This window comes from Advenella sp. FME57, from assembly GCF_014897675.1.
Lineage (GTDB): Bacteria > Pseudomonadota > Gammaproteobacteria > Burkholderiales > Burkholderiaceae_B > Advenella.
Window position 1 is genome coordinate 20,248 of the sequence record NZ_JABUXU010000012.1, and the last position, 19,398, is coordinate 39,645.

Here is a 19,398-nt window from a genome sequence, read left to right on the forward strand (position 1 = left end):
AACTCCGGTTTATTTGAGCAGCGCAAGAAATTCCTGCTTCTCGTTGTCGGACAGATTGGCCAGCGGCAGACGGACATTGCCTGCATCGAACGTGCCACGCAGGCAGCCGATTTTTGCCTTCTGGTTGTAGTTGCCAGACTCCATGGAGTGGATGGCCGGATACATATCGGTCATGATTTTTTTTGCCATGTCCCAATCCTTGCTGGCGGCTGCGTTGAACAAGGCAATTTGCTCGTCCGGGAAAACATTCGCGGCACCTGCAATCCAGCTGCTGGCGCCCCAGAAAAAATAGTCGACTGGCTGATCATCACAACCGCAAATCACCTGGAAATCATCGAAGTTGGCCTGAATCATGCGTAATGCCTGACTGAAATTGCCACTGCTTTCCTTGATTGCCTTGATGTTGGGATGGCGCGCCAGGCGTGCTACCGTATCGAACTCGATTTCGACGCCGACGCGCGCGGGGAAGTTGTACATGATGATAGGCAAGTCAGTGGCTGACGCGACATATTCAAAAAATGCAATGATTCCCTCCTGGCTGGGCAGGCTATAGGGCGGGACCGACAGCATCAGGCCGTCGTAGCCCAGACGCTTGGCTTCGTGTGCACGGCGTACCGCAACGTCGGCGGACAAGTCGCTGATTCCGGCGATCAGCGTCGCCTTGCCTTTGCCTGCCTGGGCGATTGTCTGCAGGACCGTGGCGCGTTCTTCTTCCGAAAAAGTGTAATATTCCCCGGTGGTGCCGCAGGCCACCAGGCCGGTCACTCCTTTGTCGATATAGGCCAGCGCCAGTTCATGCAGACGGGCGGTATCGACTTTGTTATTCGAGTCAAACGGTGTGACCATGGGTACTAGAATGCCATTCAGATTCATTGTGTTGCTCCTTTTTGATGAGATGCGTGAAAACGGTGTAAGCGATAGGGGCGTACGTCAACGCCCGGCTCGGTATTGAAGTACAGTGCCTGGACCAGTTCAGCGGTAACGGCAGCCTGGGTCAGTCCCAGGTGCTGATGACCAAATGCCAGCAGCACCGGCCCCTGCCGATCGATGACCGGCAGCGAGTCGGCAATGGAGGGACGAAAGCCCATCCAGGATGTCGCATCCGAATTATCCAGGGGGGCGTTCATCATCGGCTGCGCCAGTTGCAGCAATTGCTGCGCGCGCTGCATGTTGGGCGGTGCCTGCAAACCGGCAAATTCCACTGTTCCGGCCAGCCTCAACCCCTCCTGCATTGGCGTCATGATGAAGCGCCGGTCGATGCTCGATACCGGGACAGACAGTCGTGCTGTTTCGTTCGGCAGCATCAGGTGATAGCCGCGCTCTGTATCCAGTGGCACATCAACGCCTGTAAGCTGGCGCACCAGCGGTCTGGAATGGGCGCCTGCACAAACGACAACATGCTTTGCGCACCACTGGCCCGATGACGTATGCAATAGCACAGTGTGATCGTCCTGAACGCCTGCCTGCAAAACCTTGCAACCTTCGTATAGCTGGCCGCCCATTTGCGTGAATGCGGTCTTTAAATGTCCGGTCATGGCATTCAGGTTTGTCACATGACCGGTCTGAGGATAGAAAAGCGCGCCCAGCTGATTGGCTGCCAGTGCGGGCTCCCGTTCGCGCAATGCGTTCGTATCCAGCCAGTTATTGGCAATGCCCATGGCATTGAGGCGTGCGCCATGCTGTTGTAATCCGGCGACGCTTGCCGGGTTTTCTGCCAGCAACAACGATCCCTGTATTCGGATCCATTGCGACAAGCCCCATTCCTGGGAGAACGTCTGCCACGCGTTCAGGCTCTGTTGGTTAAGCGCCAGCAAGGCCTGATGGATTTGCTCTGCGCGGGCGGGGCGCATATTGGTCAGCAATTTGAACAGCCAAGGCATGATCTGCGCAAGATAGCGCCAGTCCAGTCGCAACGGACCCATGGGGTCCAGCAGCATGCGTGGCAATTGCCGGACAATAGCCAGATCGGCAATGGGGAAAACCTGCTCAATGGCAATATGCCCTGCATTGCCGCAAGAGGCGCCACCACCGGCCTTGTCCGTCTCCAGCAAGACCACTTGCACGCCTGCGCGTTGCAGGCTGACCGCAATGCTCAGGCCGATGATGCCTGCGCCAATGATAATCAGGCGAGCGCAAGAGGGCGCGCCTGTCACGTCTGAAAATACCAGGAGCGTGGTGAGGCTGCAGCGGGAAACAAAGCGGTGCTGTTCATTGTGCAGCGATCCCCCATTTGAAAGGATCACGGTCATCAAGAATCAGGCAGTTCTCGGCGCACATATAGGCATTGCCGCGGATCACAGGCACGATCCCGTCGCCACTGACCTCCGGGCGATAATAGGCAGTAAAATGGCTGCCGATCACACTGGCCTGGCGCCAGCTTTGCCCGGGTTCAAGCAACCTGTCTGCAGCCAGGCACGCCAGTTTGGCGCTTGTTCCCGTTCCGCAAGGTGAGCGATCATAGGCCTTGCCCGGACACAGGACAAAACTCTGGCTATCGGCCGAGGCGGACTGCCCGAACAGTTCGATATGATCGATATCACCGCCATTTTCTCCGGTAATGCCAGCGGCGGTAAGTGCCTGTCGAATGGCCCAACTGATGTGAGTCAACTGATCGACATTGTCAATATGAATATCAGCAAGCGCCTGGTTCACCAGGAAAAACCAGTTGCCGCCCCAGGCTATATCGCCTGTGACCGGACCGATTTCGGGCACTTGCACTGTGACGTCTTTGCGATACCGCCAGGATCGCACATTGCGCACTGATACACTGCCATCCTCATGCAGGGTGCAATGAACATTGCCTACCGGTGTCTCGATGGTATGCTCCCCGGCCTGAATGCGTCCCAGATAGGCGAGCGATGCGATCAGACCAATGGTGCCATGTCCGCACATGCCCAGATACCCGCTGTTATTGAAGAAAATAACCCCGGCAGTCGCTTGCGGATCTATCGGTTCACACAGCAATGCGCCGACCAGTATGTCGTTGCCACGCGGCTCCAGGATAATCGCCCGGCGTAGCAGGTCGTATTTTTCTTTGAAGATATCCAGCTTATCGGCCATGGAGCCGCCGCCCAGGCTGGGAAATCCTTCGTAGACCAATCGGGTCGGCTCTCCTTCGGTATGGGAGTCGATGACGTGCAGTTTTTTATATCGATCATGCATAAATGGTGTCTTCGCTAAAACAGGAAAGGGATGAATGTTCATCGAGTCCTGATTAGCTTGATCGAAATAGCGGTCCATGTCTTGACCGTTTTCTCCATTTCTATGTCGAAAACTGCATAGCCGGGTTTGCAGGGCGGTGGTAATATCGGCAATATGCACCGCTTGCGGAAATGATCAGGATTTTCCCGAATCCGACTCCGTTTTTGGCTGCAACGCGGACAGAATGAAAAATGCAAATGGCAAATGAACTTTCCTTATCGAGACGCGATCCGCTTCTTTCAGGCAGACCGTCTGAAGCTGCACCCATTGCAGATCTGGTCAATGCGGTGGCTGAGAACTTTCGGCCGCAGAACCTGGAAGCGCTATTGAGTCATCTGTCGATTCTTGCGCCGATTTTCGATGCTTTACCCAATGTCGTGTTTTTTATCAAGAATACGCGCGCAGAGTATGTCCTGGTCAACCAGACATTGGCCAAGCGTTGCGGTCTTGAGTGTGTGGCAGATGTGCTCGGCAAGCCGTCGCGGGACGTGTTCAATACGCGACAGGGTAATGAGTATACGGAGCAGGATTATCGTGTGCTGCATACCGGCAATTGCATTGCCGACAAGCTTGAGCTGCACTTTTATAGTTCAGGTGAGCTTGGCTGGTGCCTGACGCACAAAATGCCGATATACGGTGCTTGCGGCGACATTATCGCGATGGCCGGCGTGTCTGTCGATATCCAGTCGGACGAACTGAACCAGCCTGGCACCAATGAAAGACTGGAGAAAGTAGAAAGTTATGTGCGTACGCATTTTGATCAGGTGATACGCATGGAGACGCTGGCCGATATTTCAGGGCTATCGATGTCGCAGCTGGAGCGAAACTTCAAGAAGATATTCCATATGACCCCCCTGCAGTTCATTCAGAAAACCCGTCTGGAGCATGCGCTGCGCCTGCTTGATCAGAACATGACAATCACCGAGATCTCCGCTCGTTGTGGTTATACAGACCACAGCGCATTCAGTCGGCAGTTCAAGCAGCTTACGGGCGTATCACCTTCGCAATTCAAGGAAAAAAGAGCGGGCCATCACGCTATGGTGTAGCAGCCGCCCTGTGGGCGGCGTGGTTCAATGGTTTTCGTGGGCGCTTTTGTACAGTTCATAACCCTTGCGTCGCAGGTCACAGGCCGGGCATTGATTGCAGCCGTAACCCCATGGATGGCGATGTTGCCGGTCTCCCAGATAACAGGTATGAGTGTGCTCTTCAATGAGCTGCACCAGCGGTTGTCCGCCCAGTGTTCTTGCCATGTCCCAGGTTTTTTCCTTGTCAATCCACATCAACGGGGTTTCAATCACCATGGGTCGATCCAGGCCCAGACTGAGTGAGACCTGCAGCGATTTGAGCGTATTGTCGCGGCAGTCGGGATAGCCAGAATAGTCGGTTTCGCACATGCCGCCAACCAGTACTTCCAGCCCGCGCCGGTACGCCAGCGCAGCGGCAAAGTTGAAGAACAGCAGGTTGCGCCCGGGTACAAAGGTGTTGGGCAGGCCGCTTTGTTCGAACTCGATGGCTTTGTCCTGCGTCAGTGCCGTATCGCTGATTTGCCCCAGTACTGACAGATCGAGCATATGATCATCGCCAAGCTTGGCGCTCCAGGCGGGAAAGTGCACGCGCAACTGTTCGATGACCTGATCGCGGCACGTCAATTCAATGGCGTGCCGTTGCCCATAGGAAAAGCCAATGGTTTCTACATATTGGTACCGGTCCAGCGCCCAGGCCAGACAGGTGGTGGAATCCTGGCCACCGGAAAAAAGGACAAGCGCCTTGTTATTCATGTCATATTTCCTGTGTAATATAAAGTGGACTGACCGCTATCATATCAAGCCCACGTGCCGGTGGCGTTTCAATCCTCCTCCAGTGCATCAAAGCGCTGGACCAGGTAGTCAATCAACGCCCGCACGGCTGGCATCTGGCCGCGTCGCGATGAAAACACCGCATGGATGATTTCGCGCCGGGGTCTCCAATCGGGAAGCGGCCTGACCAGTGTGCCTTGTGCGAGCTGATCACAGACCATCAGGGTTGGCAACTGCACGATACCGACGCTCGCCAGGGCTGCAATACGCAGGCCGATCATGTCGGTTGTGATCAGGCGGGGAAAGTGATGAATCACGGCCTGGGCAGAGTCTGGCCCGAATAATGTCCAGGCATAGTGCTGTTGCGGCTGACCCAGGCCAAGGCTGGGCCAGTCCGCCAGGTCGGCCGGCGCGGCAGGAAGGCCATGGCGTTCCACCAGCGCAGGGCTGGCGACCAGGCACTGACTACGGTCAGACAGAGTACGCATGATCAGATTGCTGTCCTGTATTGGTGGCGGGCGCACACGAAGGGCAATATCAATGGCCTCTGCCACAGGGTCAACCCGCCGATTGGTGGCGTCGATCTGTATGGTGACTTGCGGGTACAGCATCATGAAGTCGGCAAGCATGCACCCCACATTTGTTTGAAGCAGGGCGATGGGGCAACTGATGCGTATGACGCCACGCGGCTCGGCCCGGGTCATATCGATGATCGCCTGGGCGGCTTCGGCCTCGATCAGCATCGCTTTGCAGTGTTCGTAATACGCCAGGCCGACGTCGGTTATGCCGAATTGGCGGGTGGAGCGGTGTATCAGGCGTACGCCCAATTGCTCTTCCAGCATTCTGAGCTTGCGGCTGAGTGTGGATTTTGGGATGCCAAGCGCCCTGCCGGCAGGCGCCAGGCCCTTGTGATCGACAATCTGCACGAAGTAATAAAGGTTATTGAGGTCTTGCATCCTATTTATCGTTCCATTACTGGAACGATGTCTCCAATTTTTAGATCTACCGGAAAAGTCGTTCCAAGTTTATGCTATCTGTACTGTCACTACAAGGAGATGACGAAATGAAAAAAGTACTTGGAATCTATAGCGCACCCCGCCCTCATTGGGTAGGAGACGGTTTTCCCGTCAGGTCCATGTTTTCGTATCAAAGCCATGGCAAACAACTGAGCCCCTTTTTGCTGCTGGATTATGCTGGTCCGGCCGATTTTGGGCCAGTTCAGAAAAAACGCGGGGTGGGTCAGCATCCTCACCGGGGTTTCGAGACGGTTACGATCGTCTATAAGGGCGAAGTTAGCCATCGCGATTCAACCGGGCAGGGCGGCACAATCGGTCCCGGCGATGTGCAATGGATGACGGCGGGCGCCGGCATATTGCATGAGGAATTTCATTCAGAGGCCTTCACCACCCAGGGTGGTGCGCTGGAGATGGTGCAGCTGTGGGTCAATTTGCCGGCCAAAGACAAAATGGCCGCGCCGGGTTATCAGGCGGTGCTCGATAGCGATATACCCATGGTGGCGCTGCCGAATGACGCTGGCTCGGTACGCGTGATTGCAGGTGAATATGGGCAAGAGAAAGGACCTGCACACACGTTTACGCCAATGCATGTCTGGGATATGCGCATCAAGCAAGGCGGCATTACCGAGTTTGAGGTCCCTGAAGGCTGGAGCACTGCGTTGGTTGTATTGCGTGGAACCGTGCTGGTCAACGGCGATACGGTGGCGCGCGAAGCGCAACTGGTAGTGCTGGACCAAGCCGACCGCCACATGGCTATCGAGGCAAACAACGATGCCGTTGTCTTGTTGCTCAGTGGCGAGCCGATTGATGAGCCGATTGTTGGTTACGGTCCGTTTGTCATGAATAGCCAGGACCAGATTGCCCAGGCCATCAGCGACTTCAATAGCGGTCGTTTTGGCCAGATGGCTGAAGTATCAGCACCATAGCGGTTGTGCTGCATTTTTAAAGCGATGGGCGCCCAGCCCATCGCGCAACATGTGTGTTGCAGTATTTTTTTAATTATTCAGGAGAATGAACAATGAGCGCTTCATCCACTCAATCAACAACATACAAGCGTCTGGACAAGGATCAGGCTGCAGTGCTGCTGGTCGATCACCAAACTGGCCTGCTTTCCCTGGTGCGGGACATTGATCCGGACAAATTCAAAAACAACGTGTTGGCCTTGGCCGATCTGGCCAACTATTTTAAGCTGCCGACGATTCTTACGACCAGTTTCGAGGAAGGCCCCAATGGTCCCCTGGTGCCCGAGTTGAAAGAGGCCTTTCCCGATGCGCCTTATATCGCACGTCCGGGCCAGATCAATGCCTGGGACAATGAAGATTTCGTCAAGGCGATTGAAGCGACTGGCAAAAAGCAGCTGATTATTGCCGGTGTGGTAACCGAGGTGTGCGTCGCGTTTCCTGCCTTGTCAGCCATTGAGGCCGGGTATGAGGTGTTTGTGGTAACAGACGCTTCAGGCACATTCAATGAGATCACACGCCATTCCGCATGGAATCGCATGTCGGCAGCGGGCGCTCAGCTCATGACCTGGTTCGGGCTGGCAGCCGAGCTGCACCGCGACTGGCGCAATGATATAGAAGGCCTGGGAACCCTGTTCTCCAACCACATTCCAGACTATCGAAACCTGATGACCAGCCATGCCAAGCTGACCTCCGGAAAGTAAGCCCTGGCACTGCCGATGCTGACCCGAGCTGGTTGTATTGGCCAGCACCGGCCATCCCCAGTAGAGCGGTGCATCAGAGTTGTCGATCAATGCAATGGATGCACAGTCTGGTGTTCAGCCCGAATTCGTGTTGGTAAAGTGCATGGAGCGCCCGCGGGTGCTCTTCATTGGTTTCTGTCGGCCGTTTTCTGTCTGCCATAGCGCCGCCACACCAGGATATAAATAATGACATTCAGGATAACCAGGCCGGCCGCCAACAGTACCTGTACTTCCCGGGTAAGCCCTGGCGGGTAAATGACCAATAACAGATAATGCTCCAGAAAACCGCCGGTATAGGCTTGTTGTCCTGCCATGTCCCGTAATGTATTTTCCAGTGGTGTCAACGGGCAGATGGCGCCCAGCCCGACAATGGCGGCGCCCCAGACCAGCGCCGGTACATGCAGCCAGATAATGTGAAAGCGCAGCAAAACAAGCAGCCCGCCGAATATGGCAAACAGAATAAAGGCAAAATGCGCAACTAGAACCAGGTCGGCAAGCACGCGATAAATCATGGTTTTCCTATTGGCACTCTTGGCAGGAAGTAACATAAGCGCTGCCTGGACCATGCAAGCTACGCCAGTCATCTATACACCGCCCGCATCTGTTCACGGTGGCGTGCTTGCAATGCTGTGAGCGTGTATGACGGACAGGCGGGGCGTAAGTGGTATGAACGGCCAGCCTTGCGTATATTCTAGGGCAGCAGGCGATTTATCACAAATGTATAAATACTAGGATTTGGGCTGGCCTGCGAAATCCAGCGCCTTACCCAGCCAGTCTGCCAGCAGGGCAGAGCGCTGATCCGCACGGGCTCGCGGCACCCAAAGACTTAAGCGTGCGCTTGTTTGCACAAAGCCCCAGGGCGCCTCCAGCCGCCGGGCGGCCAGGTCATCGGCGACGACCTGTTTGGGGGCGATAGCCACGCCCAGGCCTGCCGTAGCCGCTTCCAGAAGGTAATAAAGATGCTCGAATGCGGTACCCAACTGCAGATTGTCGGCAGGTAATTGGTTTGCCTGCGCCCATTGGGCCCAAGCCTGCGGCCGGGACGCCGGATACATAAGCGGCTCGTTCAATAGCGCGCTTACCGGGGCATCGACCAGGGAACCATAGTTGACATATCTCGGACTGATCACGGCGCCGATATATTCCGCGCCCAGGTCATGCACGAGCATGTCATCAGGCCAGGGAGGGGCTGCAAAGCAAAGGGTTGCGTCGACATTGGGATTGCGTGGGTCCAGTTCTCCTTCTCCCGCAGTCAATTGCAATCGCAATTGGGGCAGGTCCTGATTGAGTTTGTCCAGCCTGGGGATGAACCAGCGCGCCAACAGGCTGCCCGGACAGGCAAGCACAAACGGCAGGTTACCGCTACGATGGCGGATCTCGGCGCAGGCGCTGCGTACCCGGCCAAAGGCCGCGGCACTGGCGTCACGCAGCAATACGCCGGAATCTGTGAGTTTTATACCACGTCCTTCTTTCTCGATGAGCGCGATGCCAAGGGAAGACTCAAGCACCCGGATCTGCCGGCTGATCGCTCCGTGGGTAACGTGCAGCTCATTTCCCGCTTTGCTCACGCTGAGCAGGCGCGCTGCAGCTTCGAATGCAAGCAAGGCGTTAAGGGGTGGGATATCTCTGGTCATAATGTGTGAGTTTATTTGACATATCAGGGCTATTTTATCGCTTTTTTTATAACGGCAGCTGGCTTATGCTGTATTCATGGAAACAGGCTTTCCGATCGAAACTGGCGGAAAGCAAATGACAGGAGAATGGACACCCATGGTTTCATTGAATACAGATACCGGCGCGGCGGGGATGTTTGGCGACTTTGGCGGGCAATACGTGGCCGAAACACTGATGCCGCTGATTCACGAACTGGCTGCCGAATACGAAAAAGCCAAGACCGATGAGCGCTTTCAAAAGGAATTGGCCTATTTCCAGCGGGATTATGTGGGACGACCCAGCCCGCTCTATTATGCAGAGCGGCTGACCGAACACCTGGGCGGGGCAAAAATTTATCTCAAGCGTGAGGAGCTCAATCATACCGGGGCTCACAAAATCAATAACTGTATCGGCCAGATTCTGCTGGCGCGACGCATGGGCAAGAAACGAATTATTGCCGAGACCGGGGCCGGAATGCATGGGGTCGCAACAGCGACTGTTGCCGCCCGCTTTGGTTTGCAATGCGTCATTTACATGGGTAGCACCGATATTGATCGCCAGCAGGCCAACGTATTTCGTATGAAATTGCTGGGGGCGCAGGTGTTGCCTGTCACAGCAGGCACTGGCACGTTAAAGGACGCCATGAACGAGGCCTTGCGTGATTGGGTCACCAATGTCGACACTACTTATTATCTGATTGGTACGGTGGCCGGCCCTCATCCCTATCCCACTATGGTCCGGGATTTCCAGGCAGTGATCGGCCGGGAAACCCGTGAGCAGATGTTGGCTCAGGAAGGCCGCTTGCCCGACTCGCTTGTCGCCTGCGTAGGGGGCGGTTCCAACGCGATAGGGCTGTTCCATGATTTTCTGGATGACAAGGATGTGAAGATTATCGGCGTAGAAGCGGCCGGCCATGGAATTGAAAGCGGCAAGCATGCGGCGAGTCTGAACGGGGGCGTACCTGGCGTATTACACGGCAATCGCACGTTCTTGCTGCAGGATGACGATGGGCAAATTATTGATGCCCATTCAATATCTGCCGGCCTGGATTATCCTGGCATCGGTCCTGAACATGCCTGGCTGCACAGCATTGGACGTGTGCAATATACGGCAATAACAGACGATGAAGCGCTTGACGCCCTGCATCAATGTTGCCGCCTGGAAGGTATTATTCCCGCGCTGGAAAGCGCTCATGCGCTGGCCGAAGCGTTCAAGCAGGCGCCATCGCTGCCCAGGGATCACCTGATGGTCGTGAACCTGTCCGGGCGCGGAGACAAGGATATGCAAACTGTGATGCAACATAGCAAAGAGAAGGAGCAACAAGCATGAGTCGCCTGCAACAGCGTTTTGCACAACTTAAGAACGAGAATCGCGCGGCCCTGGTCACGTTTCTGACTGCCGGTGATCCCGACTATGATACCGCCGCAGCCATTCTTAACGGATTGCCACAAGCGGGCGCCGATATTATCGAACTGGGCATGCCGTTTACCGATCCGATGGCCGACGGTCCTGCCATTCAGCTTTCCAGCCTTCGCGCACTGGCACAGGGTCAGAATGTTGCCGCCACCCTGAAAATGATCGGCGAGTTTCGGCAGCACGACAACGAAACGCCAATTGTGCTGATGGGGTATTTCAACCCTATTCATCGCTATGGCGTGGATCGGTTTATTGCCGACGCAGGCAAGGCTGGGGTAGATGGGCTGATTGTGGTAGATCTGCCAGCCGAACACGATCGTGATCTTTGTCTTCCGGCGCAGGCTGCCGGCATTGATTTTGTACGCTTGACCACACCCACTAGCGATGACGCGCGTTTGCAGCAGATCCTGGGCAATGCCGGCGGCTTTGTCTATTACGTTTCTGTTGCGGGCACCACCGGCGCCGGTTCAGCGACCATAGAGCATGTTCAGCAAGCCGTCACACGGATTCGCAGACATACCGATCTACCGGTAAGCGTGGGTTTCGGGATTCGTACTCCGGAACAGGCGGCCAATATTGCCAGAGTGGCCGATGGCGTTGTTGTCGGCTCGGCGTTGGTGCAGAAGATTGCAGAGGCAAACAGTGGTGAGCAGGCCCGGGTCGATGTGCTGGAGCTGTGCAGTGAATTGGCACAGGCGGTGCGCAAGGCGCGTGGTTGATTGGTGTTCATTACGTATGTGTTATTGAAAAAAGATGGCCAGGCTGCGAGAAGATTCGCGACCTGGCCATGTCCAACGACTGAACTCGATTGTGAACGTTGTCTAACGATTCACATCCACAACAATTCGCCCGCGCACTTTTCCTTCCAGAATCTGGCCGGCCAGGGGAATGACTTCATTTAAACCGACCGTCCGGGAGCCAATCAATGCCAGCTTGGCCGGATCCAGTTCCTTGCTCAGCCTATCCCAGGCCTGCTGGCGTTCCTTGACCGGGCAGTGTACGCTGTCGATCCCGACCAGCGTAATGCCGCGCAGAATGAATGGCGCGACGGACGCAGGAAAATCCAGACCTTGCGCCAGACCACACGCGGCAATCGCACCGCGATACTTGATGCCTGCGCAAACATTGGCCAGCGTGTGGCTGCCGACACTGTCCACGGCGCCTGCCCAGCGTTCCTTGCCCAGCGGTTTGCCGGGCTCGCTCAGGGTATTGCGATCAATAATTTCGGCGGCACCCAATTTTCTCAAATAATCTTCCTCTTGCTGCCTGCCGGTGGATGCGATCACGCGGAATCCCAGAGAGGAAAGCAGCGCGACGGCTACGCTGCCGACGCCGCCTGCCGCACCGGTCACAAGGATGTCACCCGATTCGGGCGTCAGGCCGTTGCGTTGCAGCGCCATGACACACAGCATGGCAGTGTAGCCGGCAGTGCCGATGGACATCGCCTGCTCGGGTTTCATGCCCGAGGGCAGGCGGATCAGCCATTTGCCGTTGACGCTGGCCTGCTGAGCCAGGCCTCCCCAATGGGTTTCGCCTACGCCCCAGCCATTGAGGATCACGGCGTCCCCCGTCTTAAAATCCGGGTGCTGGCTTTGCCTGACGGTACCGCAAAAGTCAATGCCCGGTACCATGGGAAACTGCCGGACCACTGGTGATTTTCCTGTAATAGCCAGTCCGTCCTTGTAATTGATGGTTGAATATTGCACATCGACAAGAACGTCTCCTTGGGGCAACTGCGCCTCGTCCACGGACGTTGCTGCGGCACGGTATCCGGCATCATCTTTTTCAATCAATATGGCGTTGAACATTCGGTATTTCCTCCAATTGGGTGAATGACTGGTTGCTCAGCAAGTGCGTCTGCTGAGCTGATGGCTTCAAGCACACAGCCTGTTTAGCTTGTAGGCAGCGCGAGTCGCCATGGCTGGCGGCTGATCGTCGCTATGCAAAGTGTGGCTTATTTATGTCTCATACAGCACATTCCATTTCAGTTGAGATACTCACGCGGGCTACGTATCGGGCTTGGCCGTTTTTGCGGTGTAGCCCAGCTGTTGCGAAATTGCGCCGGCGCACTGGATGACTTCGGGAACCAGTTGGCGTATGCGAGCGGGTGTCAGGCGATCCAGGGGTGCCGAAATGCCAACAGCTCCCATAATTTGTCCCAGTCCGTTAAAAATGGGGACCGCGATTCCCCCAACGCCGTCGCGCCACTCGCCGCGATTGACGGCATAGCCCTGTTTGACTGTCCGGGCCAGCGCGCGCCGCAGTGTATCCAGGTCTGCCATGGTTGCGGCTGTATGCTTTTGCAATTGCCCGGCGTGGCTGTCCAGAAAACTGTCTGTCTGATAAGCCAGAATGGCCTTGCCTGTGGCGACAGCATAGGCGGGAGCCCGTCCGCCAATCATGGAGTAAGCGCGAATTGGCTGCGGGCTGTCTATCTTGTCTACATACACGACATCGAACCCGTCCAGTACAGACAGGTGGATGGTTTCTCCGGTGCTTTCTGCCAGCACGTGCATGGCGCCAGAGGCGATGCGCCGCAGATCCAGCTGCGCCAGCTGGTTCGCTGCCAGTTCAAACAGCCGGATACCCCCTATGTAGTTGTCCTGGTCATCGCGTGCCACAAAACCTGCATGAATAAGTGTCTGCAAAGTGCGGTGCGTATTGCTGCGTGTCAGACCGACTTTATCGGCCAGTTCCTCGATGGTCCGGATTCTCTCGGTAGAGCCAGTAACGACTTCCAGCACCTTCAGGCCTTTGATGAGTGTTTTATCCATGACGTTATATATCCTTCCCTGTACGCTAAGTGATAAGGCGACAGAATACATCAGAGGAGGGGGAAAGAACGCGTTCGTCATACCGGCGACATCAGGTTTTTCGGCTCGCAGAACGATCCCAGACATTGGGAATCAGGTCAGAAGAGTAGCCGGAGATAAACGTTTTTGGCTGACCGCTTGCAAGGTCGAAAACATGCCGGCTGACCGCGCCGATGTTGCCGCCATAAAGATGAATACTGATAGAAGGCTTATCGTCGTATGCATTGAATACCTGATGTATATCGCCTTCTGCCGGCAGCAGCGCGTCGACCATGCCGGGTTCGAGCCGGTCTGGTTCTCCGTCTGCAGTGAGCGAGCCATCCGGATTGGTGCGATAGCGCTGACTCAGTTCTGCACCGCGCAACATGCCAATATACCCCCACACCATATGGTCGTGAACCGGTGTCTGTTGTCCGGGACCCCATACAAAACTGACCAGTGAGAAGCGCTCCAGGGGATCACAGTGCAGGAGAAACTGTTGGTAAAAAGTGGGGTGCGGCACGGTGCAGAATTCGGGCAGCCAGTCGTCCTGGGCAACGAGATCTGCTAGCAAGGACTTCATGCCAGCCGGTGGTTGCTGATTGTCATCATGGCCGTCCATGAGTCTGGTGGCTGCTTGAATAAAATCGCTCAGGCGGTTCAGGTTCGGCGTATTCATTGTCATTTGTCTCTTGGTTTGTTTCAATAATTTCCATTGCTTTGCAGGCGGCGTGAACGCTCCCTGTTTATAGAATCATGCACGGTTTTACTGTCCTTTGAAAGCCGGCGGGCGTTTTTCGATAAAGCTTGCCAAACCTTCGGCAAAGTCGGCACTCTCGAACACCCGCTGGTTCTCCCGCCAGGCATGGCCGGCGATTTCTACCGGACTCATGGGCGTGGTCTGGGCGGCCAGGCGCTTGAGCATAGTCATCACCAATGGGGCATTGGCGGCCAGGCGTCGCGCCAGTTTCATGGCTTCGACCATATGCTGACCTGCCGGGACCACACGGTTAACCATACCAACATCATAAGCGCGCTGGGCGGTAATTGGTTCGCCAAGCAACATTAATTCCATTGCCACCTTATGCGGAATCCTGGCTGCTGCCGATGCAATCATCCCGCCGGCAAAGCCCAGCTTGGCTTCCGGATACATGAATTTGGCGTCTTCGGTAGCCACGCACAGATCGCACATCAGCGTCAGGACAATGGAGCCGCCAATGCACCAGCCGCTGATCGCCGCGATGAGCGGCTTTTCCAGCAGAACGCCGACATTGGGCGTGAAGCTGCGGTAATCGGGCGGTGCCGTAGAGGCCATGTCCTTGCCGGCAGAGAACGCCTTGGTGCCAGCACCGGTAAGAATGCCGACGCGATCTTGCGCGCTGTCATTCAGGCGTTTCCACGCCAGGGCCAGGCCGGCTTCCACCTCAGGGCCGATGGCATTCATGCGGTCTTCGCGATTGATGGTGATAATGGCAATACCATCACGGGATTCATAGGTCACGGCATCGGTCATGTCAGCTCCTTCAGGGTTTGTTTCAGTTGGTGTTTGAGTACCTTGCCATTGGGGGCAATGGGCATATTGTCGACAAAAAAGATTCTTCCAGGCCGCTTGTATGGAGAGAGGCGATCTTGCAAGAACAGGCGTACGTCTTCCTCTTTCAAGCAGGCGCCCGGGTATAGTTCGATCATTGCCACGATCTGCTCGTTGCCACAGATGGTGTGTCCCAGCACTGCCGAATGCTGAATCTGTTCATGGGCATTCAATGCGGTTTCAACCTCAAGTGGCGAAACATTGAAGCCGGAACGGATAATCAGATCCTTGGTGCGTCCTTCAATATTGATGCGCCCATCGGGCAATTGTCTGGCCAGATCCTCTGTGTTGAACCAGCCATCGGATGTCAGGACTGCCGCAGTTCGTTGTGGATCCCGAAAATAGCCTTTCATGATATTGGGACCTTTGACCCACAATGAGCCTTGCTCTCCCTGCTTGACTGGTCTATTTTCAGCATCCAGGATTGCAATCTGCACGCCAGGGTTGGGCGGTCCCACGGCACAATCAGGATTCGCAGATTCCAGCCGGGTCCAGCAGATAGCCGACCCTTCGGTCAGGCCGTAACCATTATGCAGTGTCAGACCGAAAGTCTGCTCCGCCTGTCGCTTGAGGGTGGGATCCAGCGGAGCGCCTCCTGCCGCAATGACTCTGAGCGTCGTAGACTTTAAATCCCGTATTTGTTCCGATTTGGCCAGGCGGGAAAACATGGCGGGGGCACCCTGCAAAACAGAGATACCTTCCCGGTTCAGACTGTTCAAGCAATGGGCAATGGTAAAACGCGGCACCAGTTGCACATGGGCGCCAGAGGCCAGGGTGCCAAGCAGACCCGAAGACAGGCCCATGACATGTGTAATGGGTAAAATGCCGTACACCCGATCCTCGGGTATCAGGTGTCGCTGCTGCTGCATCAGTGAACCAATATAAAGCAAGTTGCCGTGTGTGAGCATCACGCCCTTGGGGGTGCCGGTGCTACCAGTGGTGTAGATCAGCGCAGCCACCTGGTCCTGCGCCGATGCGTAACACGGCTCTGGCAATGTATCCATTAGCGGGCCCATTGCCAGTGTCCCAAACGGCGTCGTTACCGGTTGCGCTTCGTGACGGTTGGCATGCTCGCTTGCCGAAGGCGAGTTCTCGGTCAGGTAAAGAATACGTCGAGGCTCGGCATGGCTGCATACAGCATCGGTTTCAAGCGGGGCACGGCGGGCATTTTCCAGGACAACCCAGATATCATCAAGCCCGGCGGCAAGAATGAGTGTTGCCAGCACAGTGCTGTTTTCCCCGATCAATGCAAGGCGATCGCCGGGCCGAAGGCCGCAACTGGCCAGAAAGCGCCGGCAATCGGCCACAGCCTGGTTCAACTGCCCATAACTGAGAGAGCGGATCTCGTCCGAAATCGCCGGGTTGTTCGGGGTATGTTCTGCCCAATATTTCAGTACATCACCTAGTCGTCGCATCACGGTTCCTGTTGTATGCGTATTGCCATGTCGTGCTGTGTCATTTAGCCTGAACATTCATCTCTTTGGTGATCGCGGCCCATCGATCAATTTCGCTATTGACGTAATCTGCAAATTGCTGCGGATCCGACGGCTTTGGCGTGGCGCCCAGTTGCTTCAGGGTATTCAATACTTCCTGGCTTTGCAGCGCGTCTGCGGCTGCCTTGCTTAGCGCATTGGTGATCTTGTCTGGTGTCTTGGAAGGCACCCAAAACCCGTACCAGGCGGTAACGTCATATTTAGGCAATGTTTCTGATATGGCGGGGATATCCCTGGAATAGGGCGATCGCTGCGCAGTGGTAACGCCCAGGCCACGCAACTGGCCCGAATCTATGTAAGGCCAGGCTTCGTTGGCAAACACCATGGTCGTCTGATTGCCGATCGTCGATTGAATGGCGGGCGCACCACCCTTGAACGGCGTGTTGATAAGCTCAATGCCAGCCATGACCTTGAACAGTTCGCACGACAGGTAGGGCGAGGAGCCGACCCCAGAGGTTGCGCAACTGAGTTCCCCGGGTTTCTGCTTGGCAAGCGCGATCAGTTCGGCAACATTCTTTGCCGGTACCGATTTGCCCACGGCCAGAAAATTGGGCACGGATACAATTTGCGCGACCGGCTTGAGATCTTTGCTCAGATCATAAAGCGGGTCCTTGTAGAAATACATGTTCAGTACATTTGAAATACTTCCCAGCAAAATCGTGTAACCGTCAGGCTCTGAACGCACCACTTGTTGCGAGCCCAGCATACTGCCGGCGCCAGGCTTATTTTCCACAACAATTGTTTGCTTCAGCTCCTTGGCCATTTGGTTTCCAACCGCGCGACCCAGAATATCGGTGGCGCCGCCTGGGGCATAGGGCACAATCAGGCGTATTGGCTTATCGGCGGGCCAGGCGGCATAAGCACTGGCAGATGCCAGTATGCACGCAGCGGCCAGCGCTATTGATGTTCCCAACCGAACTGCTTGTTCTGTTTGTCTGCTCATTTTGTTTCTCCTTTGGGTACTTCCTGATCTGAAAGTGATAACTGTTACCCGTGGCTTGGAATTATTGTTGCCACGCCCCCGCAAACTGCGCCCGGTAAAAATTCCTTTTCACCGGCAGAGACTTCATTTGTCCATTTGCTCAAATGCTTCAATTGCACGTACTGAATACACATAGGCTGCACCGGCGTTAAGCGCCACCGCGGTGCCAAGGGCCTCGCTGACTTCTTCCACGGTTGCGCCCGCCTTCTGGGCTGCGGCAGCGTGCGACGAAATGCAGCCGTCGCATCGCGTGGTTACGGCCACAGCCAGCGCAATCAATTCACGCGTCTTGTCGTCCAGGTGCCTGGCTTGCCCAAGCGCCTCGTTCAGGCCACGATAGGCCGTTACCACCGCAGGGTTATGTTTGGCAAAAGCGGCGCCACCCTTGCGAAGATTGCTCAGTGTTGAATTCCAATCGTTGATCATGTGGTTGTCTCCTTGGTAAATGATGAGAAGTCACTGCGTTGTTGAAAAAATGGTCGTTGGCAAACTATCGGGACTGGCGCGGCTGGATCAATCCGCCACCTGGTTTTGGCGGGTGCGCCCTGATGGCTTCTTCGACGGGTTCTGTTCCCCAGCCCGGGCGGTCCGGAACGATCAGGTGCCCGTCGATATACTCAGGAACGTAGGTGAACAATTCCCTGTCCCAGGAAAGCCGGTCGATGTCCGTCTCCATGATGCGAAAATTAGGCACTGCGCTTGCAAAATGGGCGTTCATCATGGTGCACAGATGGCCGTAAAAATTATGCGGAGCGACATTCACTTCGTGGATATCGGCCAGGTTGGCGATCTTCATCGACTGCCATGCACCATTCCAGACGACATCGACAATCGCAACGTCAACGGCATTTTTCTGAAAATAAGGCAGGAACTCCCGGGCGCCGAACAGGGTCTCGCACGAACTGACCGGATGCGGGCTGTGATTCCGTATATAGGCAAGCGCATCGGGACTATAGCTGTCAATTTCCACCCAGAAAATGTCATGATCGGCAATTGCGCGCAGAATCTTCAGGTAACCCTCTGTCTTGAAATTGAAATTCAGATCCAGCAGGATCTCCATGTCCTGTCCGGCACCGTCACGCAATGCCTCCAGGCAATCGCGCAGGTTTCGGATGATCCGGCGATCGGCATTCAATTCAGGATGGAACGGAGCGGCAAAACCCGGGCGCCAGGCGTAGGCCGGACCCTCATCAAAAATGAACGTGTTGGATTTGAGTGCAGTAAAACCGCGCTCACGCGCCTCGGCCCCCATGGCCTTGACGCCGTCCAGATCTGTTACGGCAGGCCCAAAAAACTTTGGATGATTGATGCGCCAGGCTGGGCAATGAGACCAGTAAACGCGCAGCTTATCGCGTACTTTTCCGCCCAGCAATTCATAGCAGGGCACGCCAAGTGATTTGGCGCGCACGTCCAGCAACGCATTTTCCAGGGCGCCAATGCCTTCGGCAACCACTCCGCCGGCTGCGGGTCGGGTTCGGCTGTAGGCTTCGGCGTAAAACCGTTCCTGGCTGGGTACCGGATTGCCGATAAGCATTTCGCTCAGCTTCTGAATGACCGCGGTAACGCCGGGGGAACCGAAGCCTTCGTCAAACTCCGCCCATCCGCAAATACCGGTGTCGGTCGTGATCTTGACGAAATAGTAATTGCGCCAACCGGCGTCGCAGGACAGCGTCTGGACATCTGTGATATTCAACTTAGGCTCCTTTGACTCCGGTTTATAAACTGGAGGGTATTAATTTATAAATCCCAATTATTA

The 19,398-nt window shown here is 55.6% G+C and carries 20 protein-coding genes; 5 read left to right on the forward strand and 15 right to left on the reverse strand.

The window, feature by feature from the left end; genetic code table 11:
- Positions 1-9: 9 nt before the first annotated feature.
- Genes dapA through INT32_RS14520 form a run of 3 tightly spaced genes read right to left on the reverse strand, consistent with a single transcriptional unit; the run spans position 10 to position 3,162 of the window.
- The gene (gene dapA, locus INT32_RS14510; protein ID WP_193089462.1) at positions 10-873 is read right to left on the reverse strand and encodes a 4-hydroxy-tetrahydrodipicolinate synthase; all 864 of its coding nucleotides are present in this window, start codon (positions 871-873) and stop codon (positions 10-12) included.
- Positions 870-2,249, reverse strand: coding sequence for an FAD-binding oxidoreductase (locus INT32_RS14515; protein ID WP_226817080.1), 1,380 nt, complete (start codon positions 2,247-2,249; stop codon positions 870-872). Before INT32_RS14515 ends, dapA begins: the two co-directional genes overlap by 4 nt.
- On the reverse strand, positions 2,209-3,162 hold the full coding sequence (locus INT32_RS14520) for a 4-hydroxyproline epimerase (protein WP_193089463.1): 954 nt from the start codon (positions 3,160-3,162) through the stop codon (positions 2,209-2,211). The genes INT32_RS14515 and INT32_RS14520 overlap by 41 nt, the downstream gene beginning before the upstream one ends.
- 236 nt (positions 3,163-3,398) lie before the next feature.
- Here INT32_RS14520 and INT32_RS14525 point away from each other — a divergent pair, with 236 nt between their 5' ends.
- On the forward strand, positions 3,399-4,247 hold the full coding sequence (locus INT32_RS14525; protein WP_226817082.1) for an AraC family transcriptional regulator: 849 nt from the start codon (positions 3,399-3,401) through the stop codon (positions 4,245-4,247).
- Between the two features lie 24 nt (positions 4,248-4,271).
- Here INT32_RS14525 and queC read toward each other — a convergent pair whose 3' ends face one another.
- Together queC and INT32_RS14535 are read right to left on the reverse strand one after the other, a co-directional pair.
- A complete protein-coding gene (queC, locus tag INT32_RS14530; RefSeq protein ID WP_193089464.1) occupies positions 4,272-4,979 on the reverse strand; it encodes a 7-cyano-7-deazaguanine synthase QueC in 708 nt (235 codons plus the stop codon).
- A 68-nt stretch (positions 4,980-5,047) separates the two neighbouring features.
- Complete coding sequence (locus INT32_RS14535; RefSeq protein WP_193089465.1) at positions 5,048-5,953, reverse strand: LysR family transcriptional regulator; 906 nt, start codon at positions 5,951-5,953, stop codon at positions 5,048-5,050.
- Between the two features lie 107 nt (positions 5,954-6,060).
- Between INT32_RS14535 and INT32_RS14540 the strand changes: the two genes are divergently transcribed.
- Together INT32_RS14540 and ycaC are read left to right on the forward strand one after the other, a co-directional pair.
- Positions 6,061-6,939, forward strand: a complete 879-nt coding sequence (locus INT32_RS14540) for a pirin family protein (RefSeq protein WP_193089466.1) — start codon at positions 6,061-6,063, stop codon at positions 6,937-6,939.
- 92 nt (positions 6,940-7,031) lie between these two features.
- Positions 7,032-7,676, forward strand: a complete 645-nt coding sequence (ycaC, locus tag INT32_RS14545) for an isochorismate family cysteine hydrolase YcaC (RefSeq protein WP_193089467.1) — start codon at positions 7,032-7,034, stop codon at positions 7,674-7,676.
- A 164-nt stretch (positions 7,677-7,840) separates the two neighbouring features.
- On the opposite strand, the gene INT32_RS14550 is transcribed toward ycaC, so the two are convergent.
- Together INT32_RS14550 and INT32_RS14555 are read right to left on the reverse strand one after the other, a co-directional pair.
- Positions 7,841-8,227, reverse strand: a complete 387-nt coding sequence (locus tag INT32_RS14550; RefSeq protein WP_193089468.1) for a DUF2784 domain-containing protein — start codon at positions 8,225-8,227, stop codon at positions 7,841-7,843.
- 216 nt (positions 8,228-8,443) lie between these two features.
- The gene (locus INT32_RS14555) at positions 8,444-9,349 is read right to left on the reverse strand and encodes a LysR family transcriptional regulator (protein ID WP_193089469.1); all 906 of its coding nucleotides are present in this window, start codon (positions 9,347-9,349) and stop codon (positions 8,444-8,446) included.
- A gap of 136 nt (positions 9,350-9,485) precedes the next feature.
- Here INT32_RS14555 and trpB point away from each other — a divergent pair, with 136 nt between their 5' ends.
- The gene (trpB, locus tag INT32_RS14560) at positions 9,486-10,697 is read left to right on the forward strand and encodes a tryptophan synthase subunit beta (protein ID WP_193089550.1); all 1,212 of its coding nucleotides are present in this window, start codon (positions 9,486-9,488) and stop codon (positions 10,695-10,697) included.
- A complete protein-coding gene (gene trpA / locus INT32_RS14565) occupies positions 10,694-11,503 on the forward strand; it encodes a tryptophan synthase subunit alpha (protein ID WP_193089470.1) in 810 nt (269 codons plus the stop codon). The genes trpB and trpA overlap by 4 nt, the downstream gene beginning before the upstream one ends.
- Positions 11,504-11,605: 102 nt before the next feature.
- On the opposite strand, the gene INT32_RS14570 is transcribed toward trpA, so the two are convergent.
- The 8 genes from INT32_RS14570 to INT32_RS14605 all read right to left on the reverse strand — a co-directional run bounded on the left by INT32_RS14570 (position 11,606) and on the right by INT32_RS14605 (position 19,335).
- Positions 11,606-12,592: an MDR family oxidoreductase gene (locus tag INT32_RS14570; protein WP_193089471.1), complete on the reverse strand. Its 987-nt coding sequence runs from the start codon at positions 12,590-12,592 to the stop codon at positions 11,606-11,608.
- Between the two features lie 198 nt (positions 12,593-12,790).
- The gene (locus INT32_RS14575) at positions 12,791-13,558 is read right to left on the reverse strand and encodes an IclR family transcriptional regulator (RefSeq protein ID WP_193089472.1); all 768 of its coding nucleotides are present in this window, start codon (positions 13,556-13,558) and stop codon (positions 12,791-12,793) included.
- 91 nt (positions 13,559-13,649) lie between these two features.
- Positions 13,650-14,261 (reverse strand): cysteine dioxygenase, encoded by a 612-nt coding sequence (locus INT32_RS14580; protein ID WP_193089473.1) that lies wholly within the window; start codon positions 14,259-14,261, stop codon positions 13,650-13,652.
- Positions 14,262-14,342: 81 nt separating this feature from the next.
- Positions 14,343-15,089 (reverse strand): enoyl-CoA hydratase/isomerase family protein, encoded by a 747-nt coding sequence (locus INT32_RS14585; protein ID WP_193089474.1) that lies wholly within the window; start codon positions 15,087-15,089, stop codon positions 14,343-14,345.
- Positions 15,086-16,582, reverse strand: a complete 1,497-nt coding sequence (locus INT32_RS14590) for a class I adenylate-forming enzyme family protein (RefSeq protein ID WP_193089475.1) — start codon at positions 16,580-16,582, stop codon at positions 15,086-15,088. Before INT32_RS14590 ends, INT32_RS14585 begins: the two co-directional genes overlap by 4 nt.
- Before the next feature lie 40 nt (positions 16,583-16,622).
- Positions 16,623-17,603, reverse strand: a complete 981-nt coding sequence (locus INT32_RS14595; RefSeq protein ID WP_193089476.1) for a tripartite tricarboxylate transporter substrate binding protein — start codon at positions 17,601-17,603, stop codon at positions 16,623-16,625.
- Between the two features lie 123 nt (positions 17,604-17,726).
- Positions 17,727-18,068, reverse strand: coding sequence for a carboxymuconolactone decarboxylase family protein (locus INT32_RS14600; protein WP_193089477.1), 342 nt, complete (start codon positions 18,066-18,068; stop codon positions 17,727-17,729).
- 64 nt (positions 18,069-18,132) lie between these two features.
- Complete coding sequence (locus INT32_RS14605; RefSeq protein ID WP_193089478.1) at positions 18,133-19,335, reverse strand: mandelate racemase/muconate lactonizing enzyme family protein; 1,203 nt, start codon at positions 19,333-19,335, stop codon at positions 18,133-18,135.
- Positions 19,336-19,398 lie beyond the last annotated feature (63 nt).